This is a genomic window from Sphingobacteriaceae bacterium GW460-11-11-14-LB5 (genome assembly GCA_002151545.1).
Taxonomy (GTDB): Bacteria; Bacteroidota; Bacteroidia; order Sphingobacteriales; family Sphingobacteriaceae; genus Pedobacter.
In genome coordinates this window covers 3,107,519-3,134,518 of sequence record CP021237.1, presented here as the reverse complement: position 1 = coordinate 3,134,518, position 27,000 = coordinate 3,107,519, and the positions used below count along the sequence as shown (strand labels likewise).

At 40.0% G+C, this 27,000-nt stretch carries 16 protein-coding genes; 14 read left to right on the top strand and 2 right to left on the bottom strand.

Annotated features, from left to right (window positions below; translation table 11 throughout):
- The 9 genes from CA265_12530 (at nucleotide 1) to CA265_12490 (ending at nucleotide 16,984) form a co-directional block, all read left to right on the top strand.
- On the top strand, nucleotides 1-3,399 hold the full coding sequence (locus CA265_12530; GenBank protein ID ARS40437.1) for a hypothetical protein: 3,399 nt from the start codon (nucleotides 1-3) through the stop codon (nucleotides 3,397-3,399).
- Nucleotides 3,347-5,314, top strand: a complete 1,968-nt coding sequence (locus CA265_12525) for a hypothetical protein (protein ARS40436.1) — start codon at nucleotides 3,347-3,349, stop codon at nucleotides 5,312-5,314. Before CA265_12530 ends, CA265_12525 begins: the two co-directional genes overlap by 53 nt.
- A gap of 18 nt (nucleotides 5,315-5,332) precedes the next feature.
- Nucleotides 5,333-5,824 carry a hypothetical protein gene (locus CA265_12520; GenBank protein ARS40435.1) on the top strand — a complete coding sequence of 164 codons (492 nt, stop codon included), beginning with the start codon at nucleotides 5,333-5,335 and terminating at the stop codon, nucleotides 5,822-5,824.
- Between the two features lie 124 nt (nucleotides 5,825-5,948).
- Nucleotides 5,949-7,766, top strand: coding sequence for a hypothetical protein (locus CA265_12515; protein ID ARS40434.1), 1,818 nt, complete (start codon nucleotides 5,949-5,951; stop codon nucleotides 7,764-7,766).
- Entirely contained in the window at nucleotides 7,733-8,089 is a 357-nt protein-coding gene (locus CA265_12510) for a hypothetical protein (GenBank protein ID ARS40433.1), read from the top strand. Before CA265_12515 ends, CA265_12510 begins: the two co-directional genes overlap by 34 nt.
- A 98-nt stretch (nucleotides 8,090-8,187) precedes the next feature.
- Nucleotides 8,188-10,326, top strand: a complete 2,139-nt coding sequence (locus CA265_12505; GenBank protein ARS40432.1) for a hypothetical protein — start codon at nucleotides 8,188-8,190, stop codon at nucleotides 10,324-10,326.
- Nucleotides 10,327-10,358: 32 nt separating this feature from the next.
- Nucleotides 10,359-12,599 (top strand): hypothetical protein, encoded by a 2,241-nt coding sequence (locus CA265_12500; GenBank protein ID ARS40431.1) that lies wholly within the window; start codon nucleotides 10,359-10,361, stop codon nucleotides 12,597-12,599.
- A 62-nt stretch (nucleotides 12,600-12,661) separates the two neighbouring features.
- The gene (locus tag CA265_12495) at nucleotides 12,662-14,482 is read left to right on the top strand and encodes a hypothetical protein (GenBank protein ID ARS40430.1); all 1,821 of its coding nucleotides are present in this window, start codon (nucleotides 12,662-12,664) and stop codon (nucleotides 14,480-14,482) included.
- Nucleotides 14,483-14,590: 108 nt separating this feature from the next.
- The gene (locus tag CA265_12490) at nucleotides 14,591-16,984 is read left to right on the top strand and encodes a hypothetical protein (protein ARS42973.1); all 2,394 of its coding nucleotides are present in this window, start codon (nucleotides 14,591-14,593) and stop codon (nucleotides 16,982-16,984) included.
- A gap of 578 nt (nucleotides 16,985-17,562) precedes the next feature.
- Here the strand turns inward: CA265_12490 and CA265_12485 are convergent.
- Entirely contained in the window at nucleotides 17,563-18,534 is a 972-nt protein-coding gene (locus CA265_12485) for an oxidoreductase (GenBank protein ARS42972.1), read from the bottom strand.
- 281 nt (nucleotides 18,535-18,815) lie between these two features.
- Between CA265_12485 and CA265_12480 the strand changes: the two genes are divergently transcribed.
- Nucleotides 18,816-19,013 carry a hypothetical protein gene (locus CA265_12480; GenBank protein ID ARS40429.1) on the top strand — a complete coding sequence of 66 codons (198 nt, stop codon included), beginning with the start codon at nucleotides 18,816-18,818 and terminating at the stop codon, nucleotides 19,011-19,013.
- Nucleotides 19,014-19,022: 9 nt separating this feature from the next.
- Here the strand turns inward: CA265_12480 and CA265_12475 are convergent, their stop codons facing one another.
- Nucleotides 19,023-19,685: a hypothetical protein gene (locus CA265_12475; protein ARS40428.1), complete on the bottom strand. Its 663-nt coding sequence runs from the start codon at nucleotides 19,683-19,685 to the stop codon at nucleotides 19,023-19,025.
- 160 nt (nucleotides 19,686-19,845) lie between these two features.
- On the opposite strand from CA265_12475, the gene CA265_12470 reads away from it, so the two are divergent.
- From CA265_12470 to CA265_12455, 4 genes are all read left to right on the top strand, one after another.
- Nucleotides 19,846-20,964 carry a hypothetical protein gene (locus CA265_12470; GenBank protein ARS40427.1) on the top strand — a complete coding sequence of 373 codons (1,119 nt, stop codon included), beginning with the start codon at nucleotides 19,846-19,848 and terminating at the stop codon, nucleotides 20,962-20,964.
- Nucleotides 20,965-21,019: 55 nt separating this feature from the next.
- On the top strand, nucleotides 21,020-24,391 hold the full coding sequence (locus CA265_12465) for a hypothetical protein (protein ARS40426.1): 3,372 nt from the start codon (nucleotides 21,020-21,022) through the stop codon (nucleotides 24,389-24,391).
- Between the two features lie 7 nt (nucleotides 24,392-24,398).
- Nucleotides 24,399-26,105, top strand: a complete 1,707-nt coding sequence (locus CA265_12460) for a RagB/SusD family nutrient uptake outer membrane protein (protein ID ARS40425.1) — start codon at nucleotides 24,399-24,401, stop codon at nucleotides 26,103-26,105.
- A gap of 68 nt (nucleotides 26,106-26,173) precedes the next feature.
- On the top strand, nucleotides 26,174-26,989 hold the full coding sequence (locus CA265_12455; protein ARS40424.1) for an endonuclease/exonuclease/phosphatase: 816 nt from the start codon (nucleotides 26,174-26,176) through the stop codon (nucleotides 26,987-26,989).
- Nucleotides 26,990-27,000 lie beyond the last annotated feature (11 nt).

Below are 27,000 nucleotides of genomic sequence, written 5' to 3'. Positions count from 1 at the left end.
ATGATTAAAATTTACATTAGTCAAGCCTCGCCATGGCTCAGGCTGCTATCCAAATTCATTATTCAAATGAAGATTGCCATTTTTATTATCTTTATTACCTGTTTAAATGTTTCTGCCAAGGTTTTTTCGCAAGAAAAGCTTTCTCTTGACCTCAAAAATGTCAAGCTCGAAAAAGCCCTGCAGATCATCGAAAAACAAAGCGGATACCGTTTCGTGTACAGTCCAACCGAAGGGCCATTTAATAAATTGGTCAGTATTAAAACTAGCCAGGCTCCATTAGAAGAAGTAATGCAATCACTCTTATCAGGAACTGCATTAAATTTTAACGTTAGGGAAAATAATTTGATCACCATCCTGGCATCTGATAAGTTTAATCAAGATCTTATCATAAGGGGTGTGGTTAAAGACGAAACTAATACTGGATTACCGGGTGTTACAGTGGCAGTAAAAGGTGTTAAGGGGCTTGCTGTATCAACCGACGGAGAAGGAAGGTTTAGTTTAAAAGTGCCTGAAAATGCCATACTGGTTTTCTCCGCTATTGGATATATATCTGTTGAGGTGCCAGCATCTGAATCTCTTATAAATGTCCAGTTAAAGCCCGCTAACAATAATCTTGATGAAGTCGTAATTCAGGCTTATGGTACAACGACTAAAAGAAAAACGACGAGTGCGATTAGTACACTAGATATGAATGCTGTAGCATCTATACCTGTAGCTTCAATAAATGATGCCATAGCTGGGAGAGCTCAAGGTGTAATTGTGACAACTAATAGTGGTTCGCCAGGTACAAAAAGCACCATTTCCATCAGAGGGGGAGGTACGCCGCTTTTCGTCATCGATAATGTGATCAGATCTGCAAATGATTTTGCCAATATAAATCCGAATGATATTGAAACTTATTCGATACTGAAAGATGCTGCTGCAACTGCACTATATGGCGTTTCGGCTGCTAATGGTGTTATTTTGGTAACGACCAAAAAAGGAAAAGAAGGTACCGTGAATATTAACTATGCATTTAATCAGGTATTTTCTCAACCTACACTTTTCCCAAATAAATTAAGCTCTTACGATCAAAGGAGTGCCATTAATACGTTGTATGCTGCAGAAGGTAAAAGCCCTTATACCTCTCCAGCCGATTTGGAAAAATACCGCACAGGTTCTGATCCGCTAAACTTCCCTAATACGGATTGGAGGGCATTAACCATGAAAAATTTTGCGCCAGAAATGAGGCATGACCTATCTATATCTTCAGGTACAAAATTGTTAACCTATTATGGAGGATTATCGTATTACGACCAGGGAACAATTTTAAAAACCGATAAAAACTATAACAGACGGGCTACTTATAGGCTAAACACTTCGAGTGATTTAGAAAAGGCTAATTTAAAAGTTGTTACCGCCTTTGATGGATACGTTGAGTCTAACTCGCAGCCTAGTGTTAGTTTTTCTAATCTGTATAGTCATATCCAAAATAAGCAACCAACGTTTCAGGCATACAATGAGTTTGGACTACCATCTATCAATACCCCAGATAACCCAGTGGTAGAACTGGATCCAAAATCTGGTTATAATAGAAGATCGAGCAGGGTTTTTAACGGCAATTTAAGTTTAGAATATAGTGCACATTTCTTAGAAGGCTTAAAATTTAAATTAAACGGCAACTATAATACGATTAATTCTGAAGGTAAAATTTGGAATTATTTTGCGCCAAGTTACGCCAACGGTAGCAAGACTGCAATTCCGGGGCCTGCACCAACTTTAACCGGCTCAAGCAGCTCTGGAAATACACTTACTTTGCAAGGATACATTACATATAACAAAACATTTGGCGATCACAGCATTGATTTTACCGGGGTTTACGAACAACAACAATTCAAAACATCAGGCTTAAATGTGAGCAGGGTAGGTTATCAACTTATAAGTGATCAGTTTATAGCGGGTCCTACGGAAAATCAGACCATAAATATTTTTGATGGAAGTAATAACTTAATTACCGGCGAAGCGGAAAGTGCAAGAGCAGCATACATTGGACGTATTTCTTACAGCTTTAAAAATAGATATTCTTTAGAAGCATCGCTCAGAAGAGATGGTAGCGATTTATTTGTCCCTGGAAAGCAATGGGGAACATTTTATGCCTTATCGGGCAGTTACATGCTCTCTGACGAAACCTTTATGAAAGGTTTGAAAGAGAAGCATATTTTAGATTATTTGAAATTGAGGGGATCTTACGGTAAGACAGGGAATTCGGATAATATTGGAAGGTTTCTTTACGTAGCCGGATACAGAGTGGCTTCGATAGGCTATGTTATGGATGGTAAACCAGTTCAAGGTACATCAGAGCCAAGTGCATTGCCAAGTATTAATTATTCTTGGCAAACCATTAAAAGCCGAAACATTGGTATTGATATGGCATCACTAAACAACCGTTTAAATACATCAGTTGATTATTTTTACACTAGAACTACTGGTTTTGTTACCTCCGATCCTCAATTTGCCGAAACGCTAGGTATCGGGTTGCCGCCAATCAATTTCACCGCTGGGGCAATCAGAAAAGAAGGTGTAGAATTTAATGTAAATTGGAATTCAAAAGTGAGTGAACTCACTTATAAGGTAGGATTGAATTTTACTTATTTTAATACTCTAAATGAAAGATCTACATTGGATGATGACGCTACACTCCGAAACCCTTTTACGCGTGTATCAGGTCAAGAAACACGCTTTTTAGTGGACGATAGTGGCCGGCCAATTTTGGGATTGATCAATAATGGGTTTTATACTACCAATCGTGAATTGCTGAACGGTGCCAGAAGAGTTTCTTCAACTGATGTTGTAGCTGGTGATTTAAGGTATCAGGATTTGAATGGAGATGGAAAAATTGATGATAATGACAGGGTTAGGATTGGCAACAATACTTTCCCAAGAATAAATTTTGGCCTTACAGTTGATCTTGGTTATAAGGGATTTAGCTTTAGTGCAGTCATGCAAGGCTCGGGGAACAGGGACAGGTATATTGGAGATGTAGTACAAGGTGCAAATCCTGTTTCATTGCTTACTTATCAGTTTCAGCAAGATTATTGGCGTACTGATAATCAGGATGCCTTGTTTCCTCGTGCTGTATCAACATCAAGTGTTAACGGAGGAAATAATTTCGCAAGAAGTGATTTTTGGCTGATTCAATCCAAATACTTGCGTTTAAAATATGTGCAGCTAGGCTATGATTTTAAACATTCACTATTAAAGAAATCAAAATTCCAGCAACTACGCCTGTTTGTTTCCGGTACTAACCTATTAACATCATCTAAAAGCCAGGATTATTTTATCGATCCTGAATCTGATCCCAACAACTATGGCTATCCTGTACAAAGAACATTTGCCCTTGGTGTTTCAGCTGGTTTTTAATTCACAACTAAAGTTTAAAAAAATGAAAAAATATATCATATCTTCTTTAGGCTTATTTGTTTGCTTATTGGGACTAAATGCGTGTAAAAAAGTTTTGGAAACGGAACCATACGATAGAATTAGTGAAGATGTTGTTTGGAGTAGTAAATCAAATGCTGAAACATTTGTGTTCAGCACTTACGATGCAATTACAAATTCGTTTGCCAGTGGTCCTGGCGTTGATGCCCGCACATCAAATATTTTAGGTCAGGATGGAATTGCCGGCGATGCTTACCCAGTATTTAGTGAAACCTTAACCAATAACAGTGATTATGGATTTAACAATTGGGCTAACGTTCGCCGTTGCAACCTGATTATGAAAAAAGTTCAGGAATCTGCTGGCATTGCAGATGCCGATAAAAAAACAATGATTGCAGAAGCTAAATTTTTAAGGGCTTTATCTTATTACAGCATTGCTCGCAGCACCGGACGTATAGTCTGGATCGATAGAGTGCTTACCCCTGATGATGAATTAAAATTACCAAGCACAGCAAATCCTGCTGAATCTTATAAGTTAATTATTAAAGACTTAGAAGACGCGGTTGCCGATCTGCCAACTATAAAAGTGGCAGGTAGAACAAATAAATATGTTGCCGCTTCATTTTTAACAGAAATCTGTTTACAAGCCATAGCTTACCAAAATTATCCCAATGCTGCAAACGTATCGGCGAGCGATCCTTTATTGCAAAAAGTTATAGATAATGCAAATTTGGTAATCAATAATGGAGGATATTCACTAGAAGCAGATTATGGAGGCATGTTTAATGAAACTAAAAATGTTTCTCCTGAAATTATATTGGCCATTTATAAGAAAGCCATTAATACAACCGTACAGGATACACCAATGCAATTTATGGTTGGAAATCTTAAACCTGATAAATTGGTTCCGATGGAAGGTTACCCAGCGTATCTCATTCCAGATTTGTTCAATTGCTGGCCTGGTAACTTTCCTTGTGAAAACTTAACTGATGAGTACTTAGTTAAAGACGATGCCGATCCTACAAAAGCTTTGCCTTGGCATCAAACTTCACAATATAAGGCTGCAGTTGATGAAAGCGCTTCTGTTACCATTCCTTATCAAAAGATAGGATTAAAAGATAATGTTATTCCTAAATTGGCCGAGGAAACAATTGTAAAACAAGGCAGAATTAAATCTGGAAGTACAGAAACTGTATGGTCTTTAACCAATAGAAACCGCGATGCAAGATGGGCCAGTTCAATCGTTAGCGACTCGACCAAGTTTTATGGAGATAATTTAGTTACTGCTGTAAAAGGTAATGCCTGTAGGTGGATTTCTGTTAACGGCGGTATCTGGGGTGCAAGTTTGAGTAATATGTACTGGCGCAAAGGGGTTTATACCAATGTAACGCCAACATTATTAAATGTTTCTAAAACAGATTATCATTATGTATGTATGCGATTAGGGCGTGTGTTTTTAAATATGGCAGAAGCCTACCTATTAAAAGGTGATCTTGCTAATGCTAAAATATTTTTAAATAAAACACGCGAATTTCATGGTAAAATTCCTGCCTCGATGGCATCGTCCTCATCAGAGGTTTGGAAAGATTATAAAAGAGAACGTAGGGTAGAACTAACCGAAGAAAATGATTATTACTGGAGCTTACTGCGTTGGGGACGTTACGGCGGTGATGCAAATAATAATATCGCTAGCGGAGGAACGATACCCGAACTAACCGAGCCAATAAGAGTAATGGACATCACTAGAGATCGTAAAGGATTTGCCATTGTTACCGGGCCTTTCGCAAATGGTTACAACGATCGTAAATTCAATCCTAACAGGCGCTATTTAATGCCTATTTCACAACGGTTTATTGATAATAATCCAAAATTTGGTCCGCAAAATTTTGGTTGGTAGATATATAAGAAAATAACGATGAAAAATATTAATAAAATTAGAATGCCATTTATGGGCATTATCATAGCAATGTTATTCACTTCTTGTTTGAAGAAAGGTTTACCTGAACTGCCACTTGCTGATGGCAATGCAATTACTTTGGTTAATGCCGAGTATCGCTTTGAAAGTGGTGCGAAAAATATGAACGGACAATCAATTGTAACAAATAGAACATTAACCGTGGTACAGGGTAATATAGATAAGGTTAATGGTATTATAAATGTAGCTATTAGTGTTCCGGCAGCAGGAAGTCCTGTTGATTTTACTGCGGCGGAGAAGGCTAAAGTGGTTCAGACTAAGATTTGGTTCAATGTTAACCTCTCTACAGCGGCTACCATTTCGCCTACAGGTGGAACGCCTGCGCTCGGCGACCCTACCGACGCCACCAAGCCGCTGAAATATGTGGTAACTGCAGCCAATGGTGATGTTAAGGTGTGGACGATCAATGTCACTTCATTTTCAAATAATTAGTGGGTTAGTTGTATGATTAGAGCCGTTAAATTTAACGGCTCTTTTCCATGATTGTCCTAGACAACATTATTGTGTCAAGAAAGATGTTTTAGCCGAATACAATAACTTGTATATTAATAAACAGATGATAAGAACTTTACTATTTTGTTTTTTCCTCCTGATTTTAAACGGAGAAATTAACGCTCAAAACGTAAGTACCCTGCCTGCAAAACAGGTTTTAAAAAGAACATTTGGCGCTAAAGCCGAGCAGATAAAATTAGAACTATTAAAATCAGACGGTGGGGCAGATTATTATGAATATGCTGCTAAGAATGGCCGGTTGACCGTTAAGGCTACTACTACCAATGCCTTAACTCGTGGCGTTTACGACTATTTTAAAAACAATCATTTAGGCATGCAGGATTGGGCGGGGAACAATTTTAAAATATCAGGCAAACTACCTGATGCATCAATTACCAAAGTTGCATCGCCTTTTAAATTAAGGCAGGCCCACAACGTGGTTACCGCTGGTTATAGCACTCCTTTTTGGACCTGGGAACGCTGGGAAAAAGAGCTCGACTGGCAGGCTTTGCATGGTTTTAACATGCTTATGGCACCCATAGCTACCGAGGCGATTGCTACCAGGGTATGGAAAAAATTAGGGCTTACCCAAAAAGAAATCGATAGCTTTTACGTATCACCATCCTTATTGCCGTGGCAACGGATGGGCAACATACAGAATGTAGGCGGTGCTTTGCCAGATGCATGGATTACAGATCAAACCGCACTACAGCACAAAGTGCTGACACGTATGCGCGAACTGGGCATAAAACCCATATTACAATCATTCGCAGGTTTCGTTCCAAAGGCTATTAAAAGACTTTATCCCAATTTAGTGCTCCATAGTACATTGTGGAATGCGGGCTTTCCAGCCTCACAACGGCCCTCCATGCTGATGCCAGGCGATCCTTTGTTTGCCAAAATTACTAAAATGTACATGGATGAGTGGAAAGCCGAGTTTGGCGATGCCACATATTACCTCGTAGATAGTTTTAATGAGATGGAACTGCCAAAGGGTGATACACCCATTACCGATATTTTGGCCGACTACGGAAAATTTACTTACGACGCGATAAAAAGTGCTAATCCTGATGCAGTTTGGGTTATACAGGGATGGATGTTTACCTATCAGCACAAACAATGGCCGTCAGAAAATGTAAAAGCCTTGTTTAGCAAAATACCCGATGCTAAGATACTGATTTTAGACTATGCCAATGATTATGCTAATAGCTGGGAGCCGCTTAATGCCTTTAATGGTAAACAGTGGATTTATGGTTATATGTTTAATGCTGGTGGTAAAACAGCTTATACAGGCAATCTCGATTTGTATGCTACAGGCGTGGGTAAAACGCTCGCTTCCACTAAAAAGAAGAATCTAATAGGTTTTTCTACTTCTGGCGAAGGCCTTGAGAACAACGCTGTTATCTACGAATTATTAACAGATGCCGCTTGGTCTGATAAACCGATAGTACTTGATAGTTGGTTAAAAGATTTTTCTATTAACCGTTACGGCGCTTACCCCGATCAATTAAGGCAGTCCTGGAATTTGTTGCGTAAGAGCGCGTACAGCAGGCTGATAGACCACCCTCAGTTTAGTTGGCAAATTGGAAGATTGAAAATTAACAATGTAGATAGGTCCGATAATTTCTTTAAATCTGTTGAATTATTTTTAGCCTGTCGGAGTAATTTTAAAAACTCCAAAAACTATCAGGCTGATGCCATTGAACGCAGTGCATTTGTATTGGGGTTAAAGGCCGAAAACTGGTTTGAAGCAGCAGGCAAGGCCTATGCTAAAAAAGATATCACTAATGGAGATTCTTATGCCAAAAAAGGGATAATACTGTTGGCAAATGTGGACAGGTTAATGGAATCTCACCCGTTAAACAGACTAGAAAATTGGTGAACTTTGCGAAGCAGCATGGCTCAACCCCAACCTTGAAAAAGTTCTACGCCGCTAGTGCAAAACGAATTGTAACCATTTGGGGCCCACCGGTAAATGATTACTCTTGCCGGGTTTGGAGTGGTTTAGTTAGAGATTTCTATATTCCGAGGATGCAGGCAATTTTAGAGGAGAAGAAAACTGGCAAGAAGTTCGATTTAGCCGCTTTTGAGCAAAATTGGGTAGATAACGCAGAAATAAGCAAAATAAAGCCATTTGAAAATCCGGTTGAAACAGCCGCAAGATTAGTAAATGAAGCTATAACAGAGCAGCTACCCTCATTATAATTGCCATAAGCTAGCAGTTATACTTGATGGAAAAAATCCAGAGATAAACCATTAAGCTATGATCAATTCATTAACCACAATCTTATTTTCAGTTCTCTATGAATAATAAATTAATTTTTATAGCCTTGTTTTTAATGGTGCAGCTACAAGTATTTGCCCAAAAGTTAAACACACTCCCTGCAAAACATGTTCTGCTACGTACCATTGGCCCAAAGGCAGAACGGATACAACTGGAATGGTTAAAAAATAAGGGAAATACAGATTATTATCAGTACTCCGCCAAAAACGGTGTTTTAACAGTTAAGGCTACTACTACCAATGCCTTAACGCGTGGTGTGTATGATTATTTGAAAGACAACCAATTAGGCATGCTCGATTGGGTGGGCAGCAACTTCAAAGTACCGGCTAAATGGCCCGATGCACCAATAACTAAAATTACATCGCCCTACAAGATAAGGCAGTCTTACAACGTTGTTACTTTTGGTTATACTACTCCTTTCTGGACCTGGGAACGCTGGGAGCAAGAATTGGATTGGCAGGCCATGCATGGGTTTAATACTTTAATGGCTCCAGTAGCCACTGAAGCCATTGCCACAAGAGTTTGGAAAAAATTAGGCCTTACCCAAAAAGAAATTGATAGTTTTTATGTCTCGCCATCATTGTTGCCATGGCAGCGAATGGGTAATATCCAAAATGTAGGGGGCACTTTACCCTCAACATGGCATACTGATCAAATTGAACTGCAGCATAAAATTCTTGCCCGCATGCGCGAGCTTGGAATGGAGCCCATTCTGCAGTCGTTTGCGGGTTTTGTGCCCAAAGCCATAAAGAGGCTATATCCAGAGTTGTTACTACACAATACTTTATGGAACGCAGGGTTTCCAGCCTCGCAAAGGCCCGTAATGCTGATGCCTGGCGACCCTTTGTTTATGAAGATTACCAAAATGTATATGGATGAGTGGAAAGCCGAGTTTGGAGATGCCAAATATTACCTTGTAGATAGTTTTAACGAAATGGAACTGCCAAAGGGAGATAAGCCTGTTACCGATATTCTGGCAGATTATGGAAAATTCACCTATGATGCTATCAGATTAGCCAACCCTGATGCTACCTGGGTAATACAGGGTTGGATGTTTGGCTACCAGCGTAAACAATGGCCGCCAGAAAATGTAAAAGCCCTCTTTAGTAAGGTACCCGATGATAAAATTATGATTTTAGATTATGCAAACGATTATGCGAATAGTTGGGAACCTGTAAATGGTTTTAATGGTAAACAATGGGTTTATGGTTTTGTACCTAATATGGGCGGCAAAACGGCTTATACCGGCGATTTGGAATTGTATGCTACAGGTGCCGGAAAAACACTTAAAAATCCTGCAAGGAACAATTTAAAAGGTTTTTCTATCTCAGGCGAAGGATTAGAAAATAATACTGCTGTTTATGAATTGTTGGCAGATGTTGCATGGAATAATAATCCAATAGATTTAAATAAGTGGTTAAAAGATTTTTCCATCAACCGCTATGGCAACTATCCTGAAAAACTTAAAAAATCTTGGGATCTGCTGCGCAAAAGCAGTTACGCAAAATTAATTGATCATCCACAATTTAACTGGCAGACTGGTTCTTTCAAAAGAAGCCGTATTAACAACAGCAAAGATTTTTTTAAATCTGTAGCCTTATTTCTGGCCTGTGCCCCTGAATTAAAAAAATCTAAAAATTATCAGGCTGATGCCATTGAAAGGGTTGGATTGGTTTTAGGCTTAAAAGCAGAAAACTTACTTATTGCCACAAATGATGCCTTCGAAAAAAAAGATACTGTTAAGGCTAACCTATATGCTGATAAAGCAATGAAATTGTTAGCTGATTTAGATCGTTTGATGGAAAGCCATCCTTTAAACCGCTTAGGCAGGTGGATTAATTTTGCAACAGCACACAGCAACGACCAGTCTTTGCAAAATTTTTATGCTTCGAGCGCAAAGCGGATTGTAACCATTTGGGGGCCTCCTGTTAATGACTATTCATGCAGGATGTGGAGCGGCTTAATCCGCGATTTCTACATTCCAAGAATGAAATTGACTTTGGAAGCCAGGAACAAAAGGAGTGTATTCGATAAAAAAGCCTTTGAACAAAACTGGGTAGATGATCCCGGAGTAAGTAAAATCGAACCTTTTTCTAATCCGATCAGCGCAGCCCAACAACTATTAAAGCGTGCTATGTTAGATAAATTTCCCTTGTAAATTTGGGTCTACCCAAAATATAAACATAACAAATGAAAAAAATAATAACTTTTTGCTTGATGCTTTCTTTTTTAGTAGCACGGGCGCAATACTATCAAATTGATGTAAAATCTAACAGAAGTTTAGATGTTACCTCTATTAATATGACAGGAACTAATCCCGATGGTATTAAACTTGGAGTAAACAATCAATATTTTACTAAAAATAATCAACCCTGGTTTCCGGTGATGGGCGAAATGCACTATAACCGTGTAAGGCCAGAAAACTGGGAAACCGAAATTTTGAAGATGAAAAGCGGAGGTTTGTCCATCATAGCCACCTATATTTTTTGGAATGAACATGAAACCACAAAAGGGGTATGGGACTGGAAAGGTAACCGTGATCTCAGGCGGTTTATATCGCTTTGCCAAAAAAATGGTATGTATGTCTGGCTGCGGATTGGCCCCTGGAGCCATGGTGAACAGTTATATGGTGGTTTTCCTGAGTGGATACAAAAATTAAAAGGCCACAGAACCAACAACCCCGAATATCTAAAAGAATCAGAAGGTTTGTTTAAGCAAATTGGCCAGCAAACCAGGGACATGTATTTTGCCGATGGTGGACCGGTTATTGGCGTGCAATTAGAAAACGAATATGCAAGTGGCCAGGCAGAACACATTACTACACTGAAGGAAATCGCCCGGAAAGCACAAATTAATCCAGTCTATTGGACGGTAACCGCTAATACCGTATTTGACGATGCCAAAATGGAAGTGATCCCTTTACAGGGCTCTTACCCTTACCGCGGTTGGGAAAGAGGCGGTGGCGGTCTCACCAAAGATTTTTTATATGGCAACGATCAATGGATTATGACCGATGCCTTAGGTAAAGTTTTTTATGATGTACACAAATTTCCAAAAGGGCTATGCGAGCAAGGTGCAGGTAGCCAGATCACTTATCAAAACCGTTTTATTGTACAGCCCGAAGTAATTGAAGCACACCTACAAAACCAGATAGGCCGTGGTATGAACCTGGTGGGGTATTACATGTTTCATGGTGGCACCCAAACGCCTGGATTAAAAGAACCTAGAACTTGTCCTGAAAGTTACGATTTTCAAGCACCCATCAGTGAGTTTGGTTTTTTGCGTCCATCCTATAAATATTTGAAGGTAATTCACACATTTGTGAACGATTTCGGTACGGATTTAGCGCCTATGCGGGTTTACGAACCAGAAAATCCGGTAAGGGACGAAAAAAACACGAAAGACTTAAGATATATCGCCAGGGCTAATGGCAATAGCGGTTTCCTGTTTTTAGGTAATACACAGGTGCGCATTACCATGCCCGATAAACACGTTACGATGCAGGTAAACCTGCCAAACGAAACGATTAATTACCCAACATTATTACTCGAAGGACAAACGACGGCAATTTTACCTTTTAACTTAAAAGCAGGCTCAGCTTTAATTAAATATGCAACCGCACAACCTTTTGCCAGGTTAGTTAATGGTAAAAATATTACGCTGGTTTTTCAGCAATTAAAAGGTGTAAACCCAGAATTCGCGTTAGACAGCCGCACGCTTAAAAATAAAGATATTACAGGTTGGAAAGCGGTACAAACTGCTAATCAACTGCAACTGCAGGTCATTGATAAAACCGATTGCACCTTTACAGACACAGACGGAAATTCAATCAAAATTATTTTTATTAGCCCTGAGCAAGCTCAAAATGCATGGAGGTTAAAACTGAAAGGACAAGATGCCTTATTGATTAGCCAGGCAGATGTTCTGGTTCAAAATGATGAAATTACGCTGCAGCAACTTAACAAAGCTACATTTAATTTAATGGTTTATCCAAAGGGATTAAACGCTTTTACAGCTGCTAAACCTAAAACGACGAAATCGCTCTTCGATCAGTATGAGTGGCAAACACCAAACTATATGGCTAAAATCACGGTAAATTATCCAAGCCGTAAAACTGCCGAGATTAGTTTCCCGGCCACATTTCCTAAAAACGTAAATGATGTAATTTTAAATGTAGATTACTGGGGTGATGCCTGCGATCTGATTCAGCAACAGACCATAAAAACAGATAACCTGTATAACGGCGAAACCTGGCAAATTGGCTTGCAGCGATTTTTAGGCAGAGGCAAAATTAACTTAGATTTAAAGGACTGGAATAACCAAACTACAGGTGTTCAGGCTGAGTTAATACAGGAGATTAAAAACAAAAGAACAGGATTTAAATCCATAAAAGCGGTAACGCAATATCAAACTACAATCCATTTAAATTAAATTTATAGCCCTTACCGTTTTCTAAAGCTGTAAGGGCTGAATTATTTATAGCAAACACACAAATGAAAAAATATTTTATCGCCTTGTTATTATGTATTGGTCATCAGCTCCATGCCCAAACCATTGATGTTACCCAGTTTGGAGCCAAACCCAATAGTTTTGCTGATGCTACTGCAAGTGTAAAAAAAGCTATTGAAGCAACGAAAGGGCAAGCGAAATCTGTACTTAATTTCCCAAAAGGCCGGTATGATTTTTGGCCAGACAGCGCTACCGAGACACATTATTATATCTCCAACACCTCCTCCGAAGTAGAATTCCCGGTAAAAAAACAAAGCGTCGGCTTATACCTAAAAGACTTAAAAAATGTGACTTTAGAAGGCAATGGCTCCGTTTTTATCTTTCATGGAAAAATGATTACCTGGGTGATTGATGGGAGCGAAAACATCAGGTTTCAAAATCTATCCATTAATTATGAGCGGCCGGGGATGTCGGAAATGACCTTGCAGGAAATTACACCAACATCGGTTATCGCAAACATTCATCCCGATAGCAAATTTGCCATTGTTAATGGTCGGTTGGAATGGTACGGCGAAAAATGGATAGCTAAAAACCACCATGCGGTACTCTTAAGACCAAGTGCAGGCACCTTATTCTACAGCAATTGGGAAGTTTTTTCTAAAAGTAACGCTGAAAACATAGGCCCACTCAAGGTAAAATTCACAGGAGATTTTTCGAAATTTAAAGCGCAGGCTGGCGATGTGCTAACGGTTAGAGACCGTTATCGCGATTATGTAGGCGCATTTAATAACCGCTCTAAAAATATCAGTCTGCACAACATCAACATGTATTCAATGCATGGTTTGGGTATTGTATCTCAGTTCTCCGAAAACCTGAGTTACGACAGTGTTTTTGTAGCACCTGAACCAGGAAGCGGCCGTGTAATTGCTTCATCGGCTGATGGCATGCATTTTTCGGGTTGCAAAGGACAAATTATCATCAATAATTGCCGGTTTAATGGTTTGCATGATGATCCGGTTAACGTACACGGTACACATTTAAAAATAAGCGAAATTGTATCGCCCAACAGTTTAAAGTTAAAGTTTATGCATCACCAGAGTTATGGATTTAATGCTTTTATACCGGGTGATACGGTAGCTTACCTGAACAGTGCTGCACTTCAGATTTACGCCCAGGGTGTAATTAAAACCGCAAAACTAATTTCGGAAAGAGAAATGCTGGTGGAAATGGAAAAACCTTTTTCCAGTGAATTAAAAATAGATGATGCCCTGGAAAACATCACCTGGACACCATCTGTAAAAATTACAAATTCAAGATTCGAAGGAACGATCTCCAGGGGAACGCTGATTACCACACGACGTAAGGTATTGATCGAAAATAACGTCTATTACCGTACGGGCATGCACGCCATCCTGATTGAAAATGATGCCATGGGCTGGTACGAATCGGGTCCGGTAACCGACGTAACCATCCGCAATAACCAGTTTATCGAATGCGGTTATAACAGTGCACCTGATAGTTATGCCATTAAGATTAACCCCGAAAACCGTGAGTTGGTTAAAAATTATTATGTACACCGTAACATCAGGATCGAAAACAATACCTTTAAACTGTTGGATTATCCTTTATTATCTGCAAAAAGCACCAATGGGCTAACTTTTATCAATAACAAGATCGAAAAGTCAGATTTTATGCCATCAGGTAAAAGCCGTCCGGCATTTAATTTTTTAGCCTGTACAGGCGTGCTGATTAAAGGCAATCAGTTTGGCGGCATCGAAAAGCCCGAGATACGATTGAAGGAAATGCTTAAAAAAGATATTAAATCAGATATTAAATTCGAAAGTCCGGTTACGGTTAAGAATTAAGTTAATTACAGATGATTATTTAGTTTATGTATTTGCAAAAAATAGTTTATTGTTTGAACTATTTTTTTGTTTTATTTACGCCATATGTTATATCCTAATCCAATTAAGATGAGATTTTTTTTGACAACATTTTTTTGTTGTATTGCTACCTTTGTTTTAGCTCAGGAAAATAATGCCCTAAAATTGTGGTATACCAAACCGGCAACGCAATTTGAAGAAGCCCTGCCTTTGGGCAACGGGCGTTTGGGCGCTATGGTATATGGTGGTATCGCTAAAGAACAGATATCATTAAACGAAGCCACTTTATGGTCGGGTGGACCGATTGATGCCGCAAAAATAAATCCCAATGCCAAAAATTATTTGGGACCTATCAGAACAGCACTTTTTTCGGAAGATTATAAAGCGGCCGATTCACTTGCTCATTTTATGCAGGGGCCTTACTCAGAAGCTTTTATGCCCCTTGGTAATCTGTTTTTTAAATTCGATCACGCAGGCGATGCCACTAACTATAAACGGGAGCTGGATATTCAAAATGCGGTATCAAAAGTAAGTTACCAGATTAACCATACCACTTATACCCGCGAAACCTTTGCCTCTCATCCCAATCAGCTGATTATATTTAAATTAACTGCAACTGGGAAAGATAAACTTAGCTTTTCGTGTAATTTCAATAGTAAACTGCTGGCCAGGAGTTTGGTTAAATCGGGTATGTTGATGATGAAAGGTTGGGCACCTGTGCATACCGAACCGAATTACAGAGGAAATATTGCCAATGCAATTGTAAACGATACCACAAATGCGATGCGCTTTGTATCGATGTTAAAGGTTTTAAAAACAGATGGGAAACAAAATTTAACGGATACAACTTTAAGTGTTAATGGCGCTACCGAAGTAATATTGGCGCTTTCTATGGCGACCAGTTATAATGGTATTGATAAAAACCCAGGCTTAGCAGGCAAAGCTGAAAATACTATTGCTGCGGCTTATCTCAATAGCGTGTTAAACAAAAGTTATCCAAGTTTAAAAACGGCGCATCTTAACGATTTCAGGAAATATTTTAACCGTGTTGCCATACAATTGGGCGATACTGAAAATGAAAAATTATCCACAATAGACAGGCTCAATCGATTTGCCACAGGTAAAACCGATAACAGTTTAATTGCCCTTTTTTATCAATACAGCAGGTATTTATTAATCAGTTCTTCCCGTTCAGGTGGCCTTCCTGCTAATTTACAGGGCATCTGGAACGAATCTGTGCGTCCACCTTGGAGCAGTAATTACACCACGAACATTAATGCACAAATGAACTATTGGGGAGCAGAGGCTGCAAATCTTTCGGAAATGCACCAACCCCTGTTAGACTTTATAGACAGATTGGCTAAACCCGGAGCTATAACAGCAAAAAACTTTTATGGTGCTGGCGGCTGGGTATGCCACCACAACAGTAATATGTGGGCAATGACTAACCCTGTGGGCGATAGCGGAGAAGGCGACCCCTGCTGGGCCAACTGGCCAATGGGAGGCACCTGGTTAAGTACCCACTTATGGGAACATTATGCCTTCACCAAAGATGAGGCCTTTCTTAAAAAGCAGGCATATCCCTTAATCAAAGGATCAGTACAGTTTTGTTTAGATTTTTTAACGGCTGATCCTAAAGGCTACCTGGTAACGGCACCATCAACTTCACCTGAGAATGTTTACATCACCGATAAAGGTTACGTTGGTCAAACTTTGTATGGTAGTACTGCAGATATGGCGATGATCAGGGAGTTATTTGCCGATTATTTAAAAACTGCAGCAATATTAAAGCTTGATGTAGCGATGCAAGCCAAAGTAAAGGCGGCAATGGCTAAACTTTATCCATATCAGATTGGCAAAGCCGGAAATTTACAGGAATGGTACCACGACTGGAAAGACAGAGAACCACATCACCGCCATTTATCGCATTTATTTTCGGCATATCCCGGTTATAGTATCACCAGTTCAGAAACACCAAAGCTAGCCGATGCGGTACGTAAATCGCTTGAACTGCGTACAAACGAAGGTACAGGCTGGGCAATTACCTGGCGGATAAATTTATGGGCCAGAATGCAAAATGGAGAACGTGCTTACGATGCGGTGAAAAAATTAATGCGTTTTGTAGGTAAAGATGCTACAGTGAAATACGGTGGCGGCGGTATTTATGCCAATTTATTTGGCGCACATCCGCCATTTCAGATTGACGGAAACTTTGGGGGTGGCGCCGGTATTTCAGAAATGTTATTGCAAAGCCACCAGGGCTATATCGAATTGTTACCCGCACTTCCTGTGGAATGGAAAACAGGATCGGTTAAAGGTTTCGTAACTAGGGGCAATTTTGTAGTAGATATGAATTGGAACGATGGAAAATTAACTGGTGCAAAAATTTTCGCTCCTAAAGGTGGTGTTTGTAAGGTTAAATACCATAACCAATTTAAAGAAATTAAAACCCTGGCAGGTAAAAGTTACGAAGTGAAATTTTAAAAAGAATTTAGATCATCAAAAGGTTATTTTTATTTGGAACCGAAGAATTATTAATTAAACCATATAAGAAGTAGAAGGATATAAGTTCAGGGGTCTTATATTTTCTTACATTTCTTATATGGTAATGAATTTTATATTTAGCGATTGTCAACCTGAACGGAGTCGAAGGATCTGGTATGATGGAAAATGTAAGATGGATGATGGATGATGGTGTGCTTAGTCCTGAGCAAACCGAAGAATTATTAATTAAACCATATAAGACATAGAAGGATCATATAAGCTCAAGGGGCTTACATTTCTTATATGGTAATGAACTTTATATTTAGCGATTGTCATCCTGAGCGGATTCAAAGGATCTCGTATGATGGAAAATATAAGATGGATGATGGTGTGCTTAGTCCTGAGCAAATCGAAGAATTATTAATTAAACCATATAAGAGGTAGAAGGATCATATAAGCTCAGAGGTCTTATATTTTCTTACCTTTCTTATGTGGTTAATACCTTTTTGTGTCTTGCAAATTCCAAAAATGAAGTGTTAGTTCAGCCATTTATTTCCTTTTCCATAGCATCATAGCGCTTACTTCCGCGTAAAATCGTCCATTAACTTCATTGTAATTAAGGCATCTTCGCCACTACACGGATTTTGTCCTTTGCCTAAAAAGTAATCAACAACTTTTTCAATCATGGGTTGCTGCACATGCTGCAAAGGTTCAAATACAAATTCTGCTGTCTGATCGGTAGTAACCGTAATTTTATTGCCAAACATGGGGAAACTGATGTGGCCTTTTGAACCATAAATCACGCAAATATCGGCTTGATCTTGTGGGGCGACTGAGAAACACCAGGTACCGCTGAAAACAATGCCATTTTCGAAAAGGATATTTCCCGCAACCAGGTCATCAACCTCGGTGTTTTCCTGTTGCCTGGTAGCAATACCTATCGCATTTTTAACGGCACCGAAATAATAGGTCATCAGATCTAACTGATGCGGAGCCAGGTCATGAAATAAACCGCCACCAGAAATCGCTGGGTTAATCCGCCAGTTATCGGCTGTTTTGGCAATCAACGCAGGGTTGGGCGACTGGAGCATTTTTAACCGGACTAAACGGATATCGCCAATGCTGTGTGCAGCCAATAGTTCTTTAACTTTTAAGAACATGGGTTGGGCACGGCGGTAATGGGCTACGGAAAGTTTCACCTTTAACTGGTTAGCCGCATCAGTCATGCGTTGGGCCGCATCCGCATCTAAAGTCATGGGTTTTTCTACATATACCGGCTTGCCGGCTTTTAAGGCTTCAATGGTGTAAGCCTCATGCTGCAGGGGTGGGGTAGCAATGTAAATGGCATTAACCTCCGGATCGTTAATCAATTGAGTAGCATCATCATACCACTTAGGCACCTGATGTCGCCTGGCATAATCAGCAGCCTTCTCACCATCACGGCGCATTACAGCAACCAGTTTAGCATGGTTTACCTTATTAAAAGCAGGTCCGCTTTTTACTTCAGTCACATCACCACAGCCAATAATGCCCCATCTGATTTCTTCCATTGTATTATCGATTTGAAAGGCTGAATTTAGAAAATATTGTCTGGAAACCATGCCCGGCTGATCGAAAGCTTTGTAAAAAAGAAAAGGGATTCACTTTGGGAGTGATCCCTAATCAACTAACCAAACAAATCTATTCCGGAAACCACGCCGGAATCAATTTATAAACGAAAGAATTAGGAGATTGTTTTAACCGGTTTGTCTGTTTGGTGTATTTTTTTTTTTAGAAAGAAAAATAAGACCATTACCTGCAATTATAGCCGCCCTTTTTTTAGCTTTGTATTATGCAAAATCTTTCCAGGAAGCTTCAGATTGATCTCATAGAACTTAAAGCAAAATATGCCTTTATTATGGATGAGCTTGAAGTCACATTTGCTGATGCTTACTTATCTAAATTGCAGGCTAAACAACGCCTGGCCGAGCAGATGATGATCGAAATGGAAAGAATACTGACTGCGGAGGATGGTGAGCACGAAAATTAATCCATTAAGCTAAATGAGCGGGTACAACAACAGCGATTCAACAAGGAAATGAATATTTTTTTCTGCTGAAGGATTTTGTGCGGCATAAAAATAAACCAATCCACTAATAAAAAGATAGTTTTTGAGATTAACCCTCAGGTGATGAAGCGCAGCGGTGATCTGATTCTCGACGCTCCGTTTAGAAATATTAAGTTTCTCTGCAATTTCACCATTTGTTAAATTTTCTTCCCTGCTCATTAAGAAAATTTCCCTGCAGCGTTTAGGTAACATCCGTAAATATCCGCTAACCTGTGTTTTTAGTGCCGATACATTGAGCCATTCCTCAGCGTTATTAATGGCATAAGCCGATTCGTTTTCCAGATTTTCATCTGTAAAAATTACACTTCCGGCTAACTTTTTACTTCTGATGACCTTATACACATGATACCTTGCTGCGGCTTTAAGGTAACTTTTAAAATCCCTGATCTCGAGCACATCTCTTTTGAGCCATATATTGAGAAAAATATCCTGCACAATGTTTTCGCATGCCTGCTCATCCTGCAAATAGTGCGAGGCAGTAGCCATCAAAGTAGGGAAGTAACGGTCAAATAATATTTTAAATGCTTTTTGATTCCCGAATTTAATGGCCTCCCATAATTCGCACTCGTCTGCCGCTGGATGGATAGGTTTCATTTATGCAAAGTTCATTGATCAAGATAAAGAATTTGTTAAGCTAATATAAATATTTTGAACGATACCTTAATTCTTTACCAGGTTAGGCTGGTTAAATATTTTTTTAAAAAATTAAGTGTGTTTAAGCAGAGTTGTGGCTCTATGATGAAAAGCGCTTCGCATGACAAAACAGGAATATATTATTCTCTATCAAAAATCACTTCAGGGAAAGTGTACACCAGAAGAAATAGAAAGCTTAAATGCTTATGAAGATGATTTCGAACTGATTGAAAGTACAAAGCCGGGTGGCGAGCAAGCCGAACGCCTGTTCTTACAGGTCATGGAAAGGGCTGGTGAACGCAAGCATGTTAAACCATTTACACTGTTTACGAAGATCGCTGCAGCAGCTGCAATATTGATTTTTATTGTCTCGGCAGTTTTTTATTTCAATACTAACCCTAAAAGTAAGCAGCATGCGGTGGTATTAAACCATGCAAAAACAATCAAACCTGGTTCAGATAAAGCCATACTCACACTTGGTAACGGACAACAGATTGTACTCAATAATGCGGCTCAGGGACAAATAGCTTCCGAAAGTGGTACTGCCATCAATAAAACCGCTGATGGAACATTGGCTTATGATGTTATTTCCGATGCATCAGAAGAAGTGGTACTGAATACAGTATCCATTCCAAGAGGGGGGCAATATGCTTTGGTGCTTCCTGACGGATCTAAAGTTTGGTTAAATGCCGCCAGTTCCATTCGCTTTCCAACTCGGTTTACCGGTAACAGTCGTGAGGTAGAGCTTGATGGCGAGGCCTATTTTGAAGTAGCCAGGAATAAACAAATGCCTTTTTATGTAAAAACACAGGATATGAAGCTAAAGGTACTCGGTACACATTTTAATATGATGGCCTATAAAGACGAAGCTTTTATCAAAACAACGCTATTGGAAGGAAAAGTGATGCTTACATCAGCTTCAGCAGTTACCTATCTTAAACCTGGCGAAGAAGGGGTTTTATTTGAAAACAAGTTTACGGTGAATAAAGCAGATATAGAGCAGACCATGGCCTGGAAGAACGGCTATTTTGTGTTTAATGAAGAAAATTTATCATCAGTGATGCGCAAAATTTCGAGATGGTACGACATCGATATTGTATACAATACCCATAATAACAAGTTATCATATACAGGTTCGGTTTCGAAGTTTAAAGATATTTCTGAAGTACTAAAAGTGCTCAGTCTTACAGGAACGGTAAAATTCAATATTGCAGAAAGGAGGGTAACTGTTATCAACTAAATTTTTGCCCTAAACAACAAAACGGATTAACCACCCACTAAACAAACCATACAAAATGAATTTTTTTTATTTAAAAAGAACCAGGCTAAGTTCCATGTTTCAGCCACTTAAGGTGATGCGACTAACGATAGCCGTACTATTAATCTTCTGCGTCCAGGTAAGAGCATCCCTTTATGCGCAGAAGATAAACTTCTCGCTAAAAGGAGCTTCATTGAAAGAAATTTTTCAGGAAATTAAAAAGCAGAGCGGATATGATTTTTTATACAACAACGAAATGATCGGTGAGGCCGGAACTTTCAATGTTACTGTAAAAGATATGACCATACAGCAGGTAATGGACAAGAGTCTTGAAAATTTGCCGCTTAGTTATGCCATAGAACAGCACACCATAGTCATTACCAAAAAAGCCCTGCCGCAAAAGCTTGATATTAAGGGAACCGTTACTGATGAAACCGGAACGGGAATACCTGGTGCAAGTATCGTAAACGAAAGTTCTAAAAAAGCAGTGTCATCTGATGATACGGGCCGATTTAGCATTGTAGCTTTTCCTGGCGATAAAATAAAAGTGCGGATGGTAGGTTATGAGGACTATAACTTCACCATTGGAAATCAAACCACTTATAGCATCAGTTTAAAACCCTCAACTGTTGGGCTGAATGATGTGGTTATAGTAGGTTATGGAACGCAGCGCAAAGCAAATGTAACGGGAGCCATATCGCAGGTTGACGCCAAGGTACTGGCAGACCGGCCTATTACGGCAGTTTCTACAGGCTTGCAAGGTACCATTACCGGATTGACCACTATTGGCGGTAGCGGACAACCAGGCGCTACACATTCGGCATTAAGGATAAGAGGAACAGGAACCACCAATAATCCAAATCCTTTTGTGCTGATTGATGGTGTACCAGGTGATATGAACTGGATTAATCCTGATGATATTGAAAGCGTAACCGTGCTTAAAGATGCAGCATCTTCATCAATATATGGCTCCAGAGCAGCAAACGGTGTAATTTTAGTGACCACAAAAAAAGGTAAGTTTAATCAGAAGGCCATTATTTCATATAACGGTTATTATGGTTTTCAAACACCTACCCGTTTGCCTAAAATGTTAGGTTCGGTTGATTACATGACACTGCTTGGCGAAGCACAGATCAATGCAGGCCTTCCAAAATCGTACACAGATGCACAGATTGAGGTCGCGCGGAATGGTTCTGATCCTAATTATTTTGCCAACACCAACTGGACAGATGCACTGATTAAAGATTATGCTCCACAACAGAACCACAGCATTAACGTACAGGGAGGAAGCAGCGATTTTAATTATTATTTTTCTTACGGAAGAGAAAACCAGGATGGCCTGATTGCCGGCGATCAATATAAGTTTGCAAAAAACAATGCCAGGGTAAAGCTGTCAGCATTAAAGCTCCTTTCCCTGCTGGATGTTGATGTGAATCTGGGCTATTTAGACCGTAACCAAAACCAGCCTGCTGCCGATACGGAAGGCGGCGGAGGTGCTATTTATACAGCATTTACCAGCTCGCCATTAACACCTGTTCGCTTTACTACGGGGACCTGGGGTTACGGCGGTGGATCCAGTAATCCTTTGGCTATTGCTACCGATGGTGGTTTCAATAATTTTTTCTCTAAAGAATTTACCTCCAACATTACCGGAACCCTGCATGTACTAAAAGGTTTGGATATCAAATCGCAGTATGGTTTAATTGCCAGTTCTCAAAAAAGAAGGACATTTAACCGAAGGATCGATTATTTCAATCCAGCCACCAATGCCATTATTTACACCACCAGTCCGAACAATTCGCTGAGGGAAGTTGCCACGACTACGACCTTGCAAAATTTCTCCATGCAGGCGGATTATACCCTTAATTTAGGCGAACACCACATTAAACTGCTTGGTGGTTATCAGCAAGAAACTTACCGTTTTGATGCTTTTACGGCTGCTAAAACCAACCTGGTTAGTGATGATGTACCGGTGTTGAATATTGGATCATTAAATCCAACGGCAACCGGAGATGCTTATCAATATGCCTTACAGTCACTTTTTTCGAGGGTTAATTACGATTATGCCGGAAAATACCTGGTAGAATTTAATATGCGCTACGATGGGTCTTCGCGATATGCACCTGGAAAAAAATGGGGCGTGTTCCCTTCAGTTTCTGCGGGTTGGCGGTTTAGTGAAGAAAGTTTTATAAAAGACAATAGCCGCGACTGGTTTAGCGATGGTAAAATCCGCGCTTCCTATGGTTCATTAGGTAATCAATACGGAGCAGACGGACCAGCTTATTCTGAGTGGTATCCATATATTAAAGTGTTAACCAGTGTGGGGACCATGCCAATAGGTAATATCCTGACTACTGGTTTTGCACAAACGATACTCTCTAATCCATTGTTAAGATGGGAAAAAGCCACGATGCTTAATGTTGGTTTGGACCTGGCTTTTTTTAACAACCGACTTACTTTTACCGGAGATATCTTTAACAAAAAAACGGTAGATATACAACTTAAAGTGCCACAACCTGACGTAATTGGCCTTACCGTTCCTGATCAGAATGCAGGAGCCATATCAAACAAAGGATATGAATTGAGTTTGGGTTGGAACGATAAGATCGGAAACTTTAAATATGGCATTACCGGGCAATTTTTTGATATCAAAAATACCGTTACCGATTTGGGCGGTGTTCCACCAACCATTGGCGACAGGATCCGTCAGGTAGGGCAACCGCTTGATGCTTTTTATGGTTACCGCACAGATGGTTTAGCTCAGGAGGCTGATTTTACCAAAGATGCTGCGGGCAAATACGTACCAAAGTTTCCAATCTTTGCTGCAGATGCGGGTAAAGTAGCCCCTGGCGACCTTAAATACCGTGATTTAAATGGCGATGGTTTGATTAGTGCCGATTTAGACCGCGAGGTAATTGGTGATGCTTATCCCCGGTATAATTATTCTTTCAGGTTAGATGCGGCCTATCATAATTTTGATCTGAGTGTGTTTTTACAAGGGGTAGGCATGGCAAATGGTTATATTACCGGAGTGGGTTTACACGCTTATAATGCCGATGCTGCATTTCCTCAGGAAGTACACATGGATAGGTGGACCCCACAAAATACAGGAGGTTCATACCCACGTTTCGTATATAAAGATACCCGAAACACCGGAAGATTGGCCGACTATTGGTTACAGGACGCAGCTTATTTAAGGGTAAAAAATCTACAGCTGGGTTATACTATCCCTGGAAATTTCTTGCAGAAAATTCATATAGATAGGCTAAGGGTTTACGCTTCGGCTGATAACTTGTTTACCGACACCAACTTCTTTTATGCTTACGATCCCGAATCGCAGGCAACCAGTGGCGGATTATATCCTCAGGTTAAAACATTCATTTTCGGTCTTTCGATTAAGTTAAAATAAACCAACCATGAAAAATCAAAATCAATATATCAACAGCCGCAGATCATTTTTAAAAGCAACGGGTCTGTTGGGCGGCGCTGCACTGATTCCATCCTTTTTCTTAGCCAGTTGTAAAAAAGGATTTCTTGACCGCGAACCGCTGGATTCGGTAACCGATATCAGCTTCTGGAAAACGGAAGAACAGCTAAAACTGGCTGCGAATGCCTGTTACAGCAATTTAAGAAACAATAATACCATCGCCATGGAAAACATGGGCGACAATACCATTTACCCGCCAAATTCAGAATATCAGGCCATTTCTGCAGGTAATTACGATTTTACCTCTGGTACCTTAAACTCCGAATGGGTAAATTTATATGCGGCCATCAGGCGTTGTAACCATTTTCTCGAAAATTATACCAAAGCCACCAATATCAGTGCCACTGCTTTGGCGCAGTATGCAGGCGAAGTAAGGTTTTTGAGGGCTTTTATGTATACTTATCTGATCTTCCTTTTCGGCGATGTGCCGTTACTCTCCAAAACACTCGATATTGGTGATGAAGAAGTATTTGGTCCGCGTAATAAAAGGGCAGAAGTGCTCGAATTTGTTTTTGCCGATTTAGATGCAGCTGCGGCAGGCCTTCCAACGGCTTATACTGCAGCAGACCTTGGCCGTATTACCAAAGGAGCCGCATTTGCCTGGAAAGCCAGGGTAGCACTCTTTTTTGAGAAATGGAGCATTGCCGAAGCTGCCGCTAAATCAGTAATGGACTTAAATGTTTATCAGCTATATACAGCCGGTGGTACAGCCAAATGTTATAACGACCTTTTTACCTACAAAGGAAAATTAGCCGGAGGAGCCAACAAAGAAACCATTTTAGCCAGACCGAATGTTGCCGGGGTAAGTGTGCACAACACCAGTCGCGAAATCCAGGTGCCCGATCAAACGAGTCGCTACTCGCCAACCAAATCCTTGGTTGATGCTTATTTATGTATCGATGGACTTCCGATAGATAAATCACCATTGTATAGCGAAAGCACTTATGCCGATATCTTTAAAAATAGGGATCCACGCATGAACCAAACGATATTAACACCTGGTGGAGCCTGGGGTGGACAAGATGATGGTGATGCCGATGCCACTACAAATCCGATATTTAACACGCCTAAATGGAATGCCGATAAAAAGGGTTGTATAACCGGAACCGGATTTTACTTTAGCAAATACGTAGAAGTTGCTGCTGTAGGTACAGTAAGCCAGGATTCGAACGATATCCATCATATCCGTTATGCTGAAGTGCTGCTTACTTTTGCAGAGGCCAGGTTGGAGCAAGGTACACTTACCCAAACTGATATTGATAATACCATTAATAAATTGCGCGATCGTGTGGGGATGAAGAGAATGGTAATTACCGAACTTGCAGCGGCCGGATTGGATTTAAGAACCGAAATCAGACGCGAAAGAAGGGTTGAACTGGCACTTGAAGGACAGCGTTATTATGACATCCTCCGCTGGAAACAAGGCGATTTATTGGCCCAGGATGTAAAGGGCATGAAGAAAAGTTTGGTTGAAAGCTTTAATCAGCAATATGTAGCCACCATTGCGACAGATGCCAATGGGTATTTTGTGGTAAACACCGGTAGAAAATTTGTTGCGCCTAAAAATTATCTCTGGCCAATTCCAATTACCCAACTACAACGTAATCCGGTACTGGGGCAAAACCCAGGCTGGTAGCTAATATAAGAGGCTGTGTCATTAAAATTTTATGATACGGCCTCTTTTTATTTATTAATTTAACCGATATGAAATTATACTCTTTTTTAATATTAAGCATTTGCCTTTTGGGCGCATGTTCACCCAGGATCAGCAAACAAGCTGAATCAAAGCACAGTAATGTACTGCGTGTAATGTCTTATAACCTTCACCATTGCAATCCGCCATCAAAAGAGAAAGAAGGCCTTATTGATGTTGATGCCATTGCCAAAGCGATAGCACAGCAAAAACCAGATCTGGTGGCCTTACAGGAAGTGGATGTGAATACCAAAAGATCAGGAAGTATTAACCAGGCCGTGGTTTTGGCTACTAAATTAAAGATGAATTTTTATTTTGGTAAAGCAATTGACCATGATGGGGGCGACTATGGCGTAGCCATTTTATCACGTTTTCCTTTATCTGCACAACAAACTTTTATGTTGCCTAAAAATAACGATGCCAAAGCAGAACAAAGGGTTTTAGCCATTGCAACTGCCGAAATTGCCAAAGGCGTTTTTATCCGTTTTGCTTCTACCCATCTTGATGCCCAACGTCCGGAAGATAACCGCATCCTTCAGGCTAAAGAGATCAATCGCTTAACCGCACAGGAAACCTTACCACTAATTGTTGCAGGTGATTTGAATGCCGATCCAGGTTCAGAAAGCATCAAGATATTCGATTCGAATTTTACCAGAACCTGTAGCGATTGTGGTTTTACCATTCCTGTGATTAACCCACGCAAAACAATTGATCATATTGCTTTTAAAACCGGAAATCCTTTTCAAGTGGTTTCGCACGAGGTTATTCCTGAACGATACGCCTCAGATCATTTGCCTATCGTTGCAGTGCTCGAACTGAAAAAATAGCGAACCACTCC

What these genes read in the sequence shown, in the direction of transcription:
- CA265_12530 (ARS40437.1), top strand. Translation starts at nt 1, where the DNA reads ATGATTAAAATTTACATTAGTCAAGCCTCGCCATGGCTCAGGCTGCTA.
- CA265_12525 (ARS40436.1), top strand. Translation starts at nt 3,347, where the DNA reads ATGGCTATCCTGTACAAAGAACATTTGCCCTTGGTGTTTCAGCTGGTT.
- CA265_12520 (ARS40435.1), top strand. Translation starts at nt 5,333, where the DNA reads ATGAAAAATATTAATAAAATTAGAATGCCATTTATGGGCATTATCATA.
- CA265_12515 (ARS40434.1), top strand. Translation starts at nt 5,949, where the DNA reads ATGATAAGAACTTTACTATTTTGTTTTTTCCTCCTGATTTTAAACGGA.
- CA265_12505 (ARS40432.1), top strand. Translation starts at nt 8,188, where the DNA reads ATGAATAATAAATTAATTTTTATAGCCTTGTTTTTAATGGTGCAGCTA.
- CA265_12500 (ARS40431.1), top strand. Translation starts at nt 10,359, where the DNA reads ATGAAAAAAATAATAACTTTTTGCTTGATGCTTTCTTTTTTAGTAGCA.
- CA265_12495 (ARS40430.1), top strand. Translation starts at nt 12,662, where the DNA reads ATGAAAAAATATTTTATCGCCTTGTTATTATGTATTGGTCATCAGCTC.
- CA265_12490 (ARS42973.1), top strand. Translation starts at nt 14,591, where the DNA reads ATGAGATTTTTTTTGACAACATTTTTTTGTTGTATTGCTACCTTTGTT.
- CA265_12485 (ARS42972.1), bottom strand. Translation starts at nt 18,534, where the DNA reads ATGGAAGAAATCAGATGGGGCATTATTGGCTGTGGTGATGTGACTGAA.
- CA265_12480 (ARS40429.1), top strand. Translation starts at nt 18,816, where the DNA reads ATGCAAAATCTTTCCAGGAAGCTTCAGATTGATCTCATAGAACTTAAA.
- CA265_12475 (ARS40428.1), bottom strand. Translation starts at nt 19,685, where the DNA reads ATGAAACCTATCCATCCAGCGGCAGACGAGTGCGAATTATGGGAGGCC.
- CA265_12470 (ARS40427.1), top strand. Translation starts at nt 19,846, where the DNA reads ATGACAAAACAGGAATATATTATTCTCTATCAAAAATCACTTCAGGGA.
- CA265_12465 (ARS40426.1), top strand. Translation starts at nt 21,020, where the DNA reads ATGAATTTTTTTTATTTAAAAAGAACCAGGCTAAGTTCCATGTTTCAG.
- CA265_12460 (ARS40425.1), top strand. Translation starts at nt 24,399, where the DNA reads ATGAAAAATCAAAATCAATATATCAACAGCCGCAGATCATTTTTAAAA.
- CA265_12455 (ARS40424.1), top strand. Translation starts at nt 26,174, where the DNA reads ATGAAATTATACTCTTTTTTAATATTAAGCATTTGCCTTTTGGGCGCA.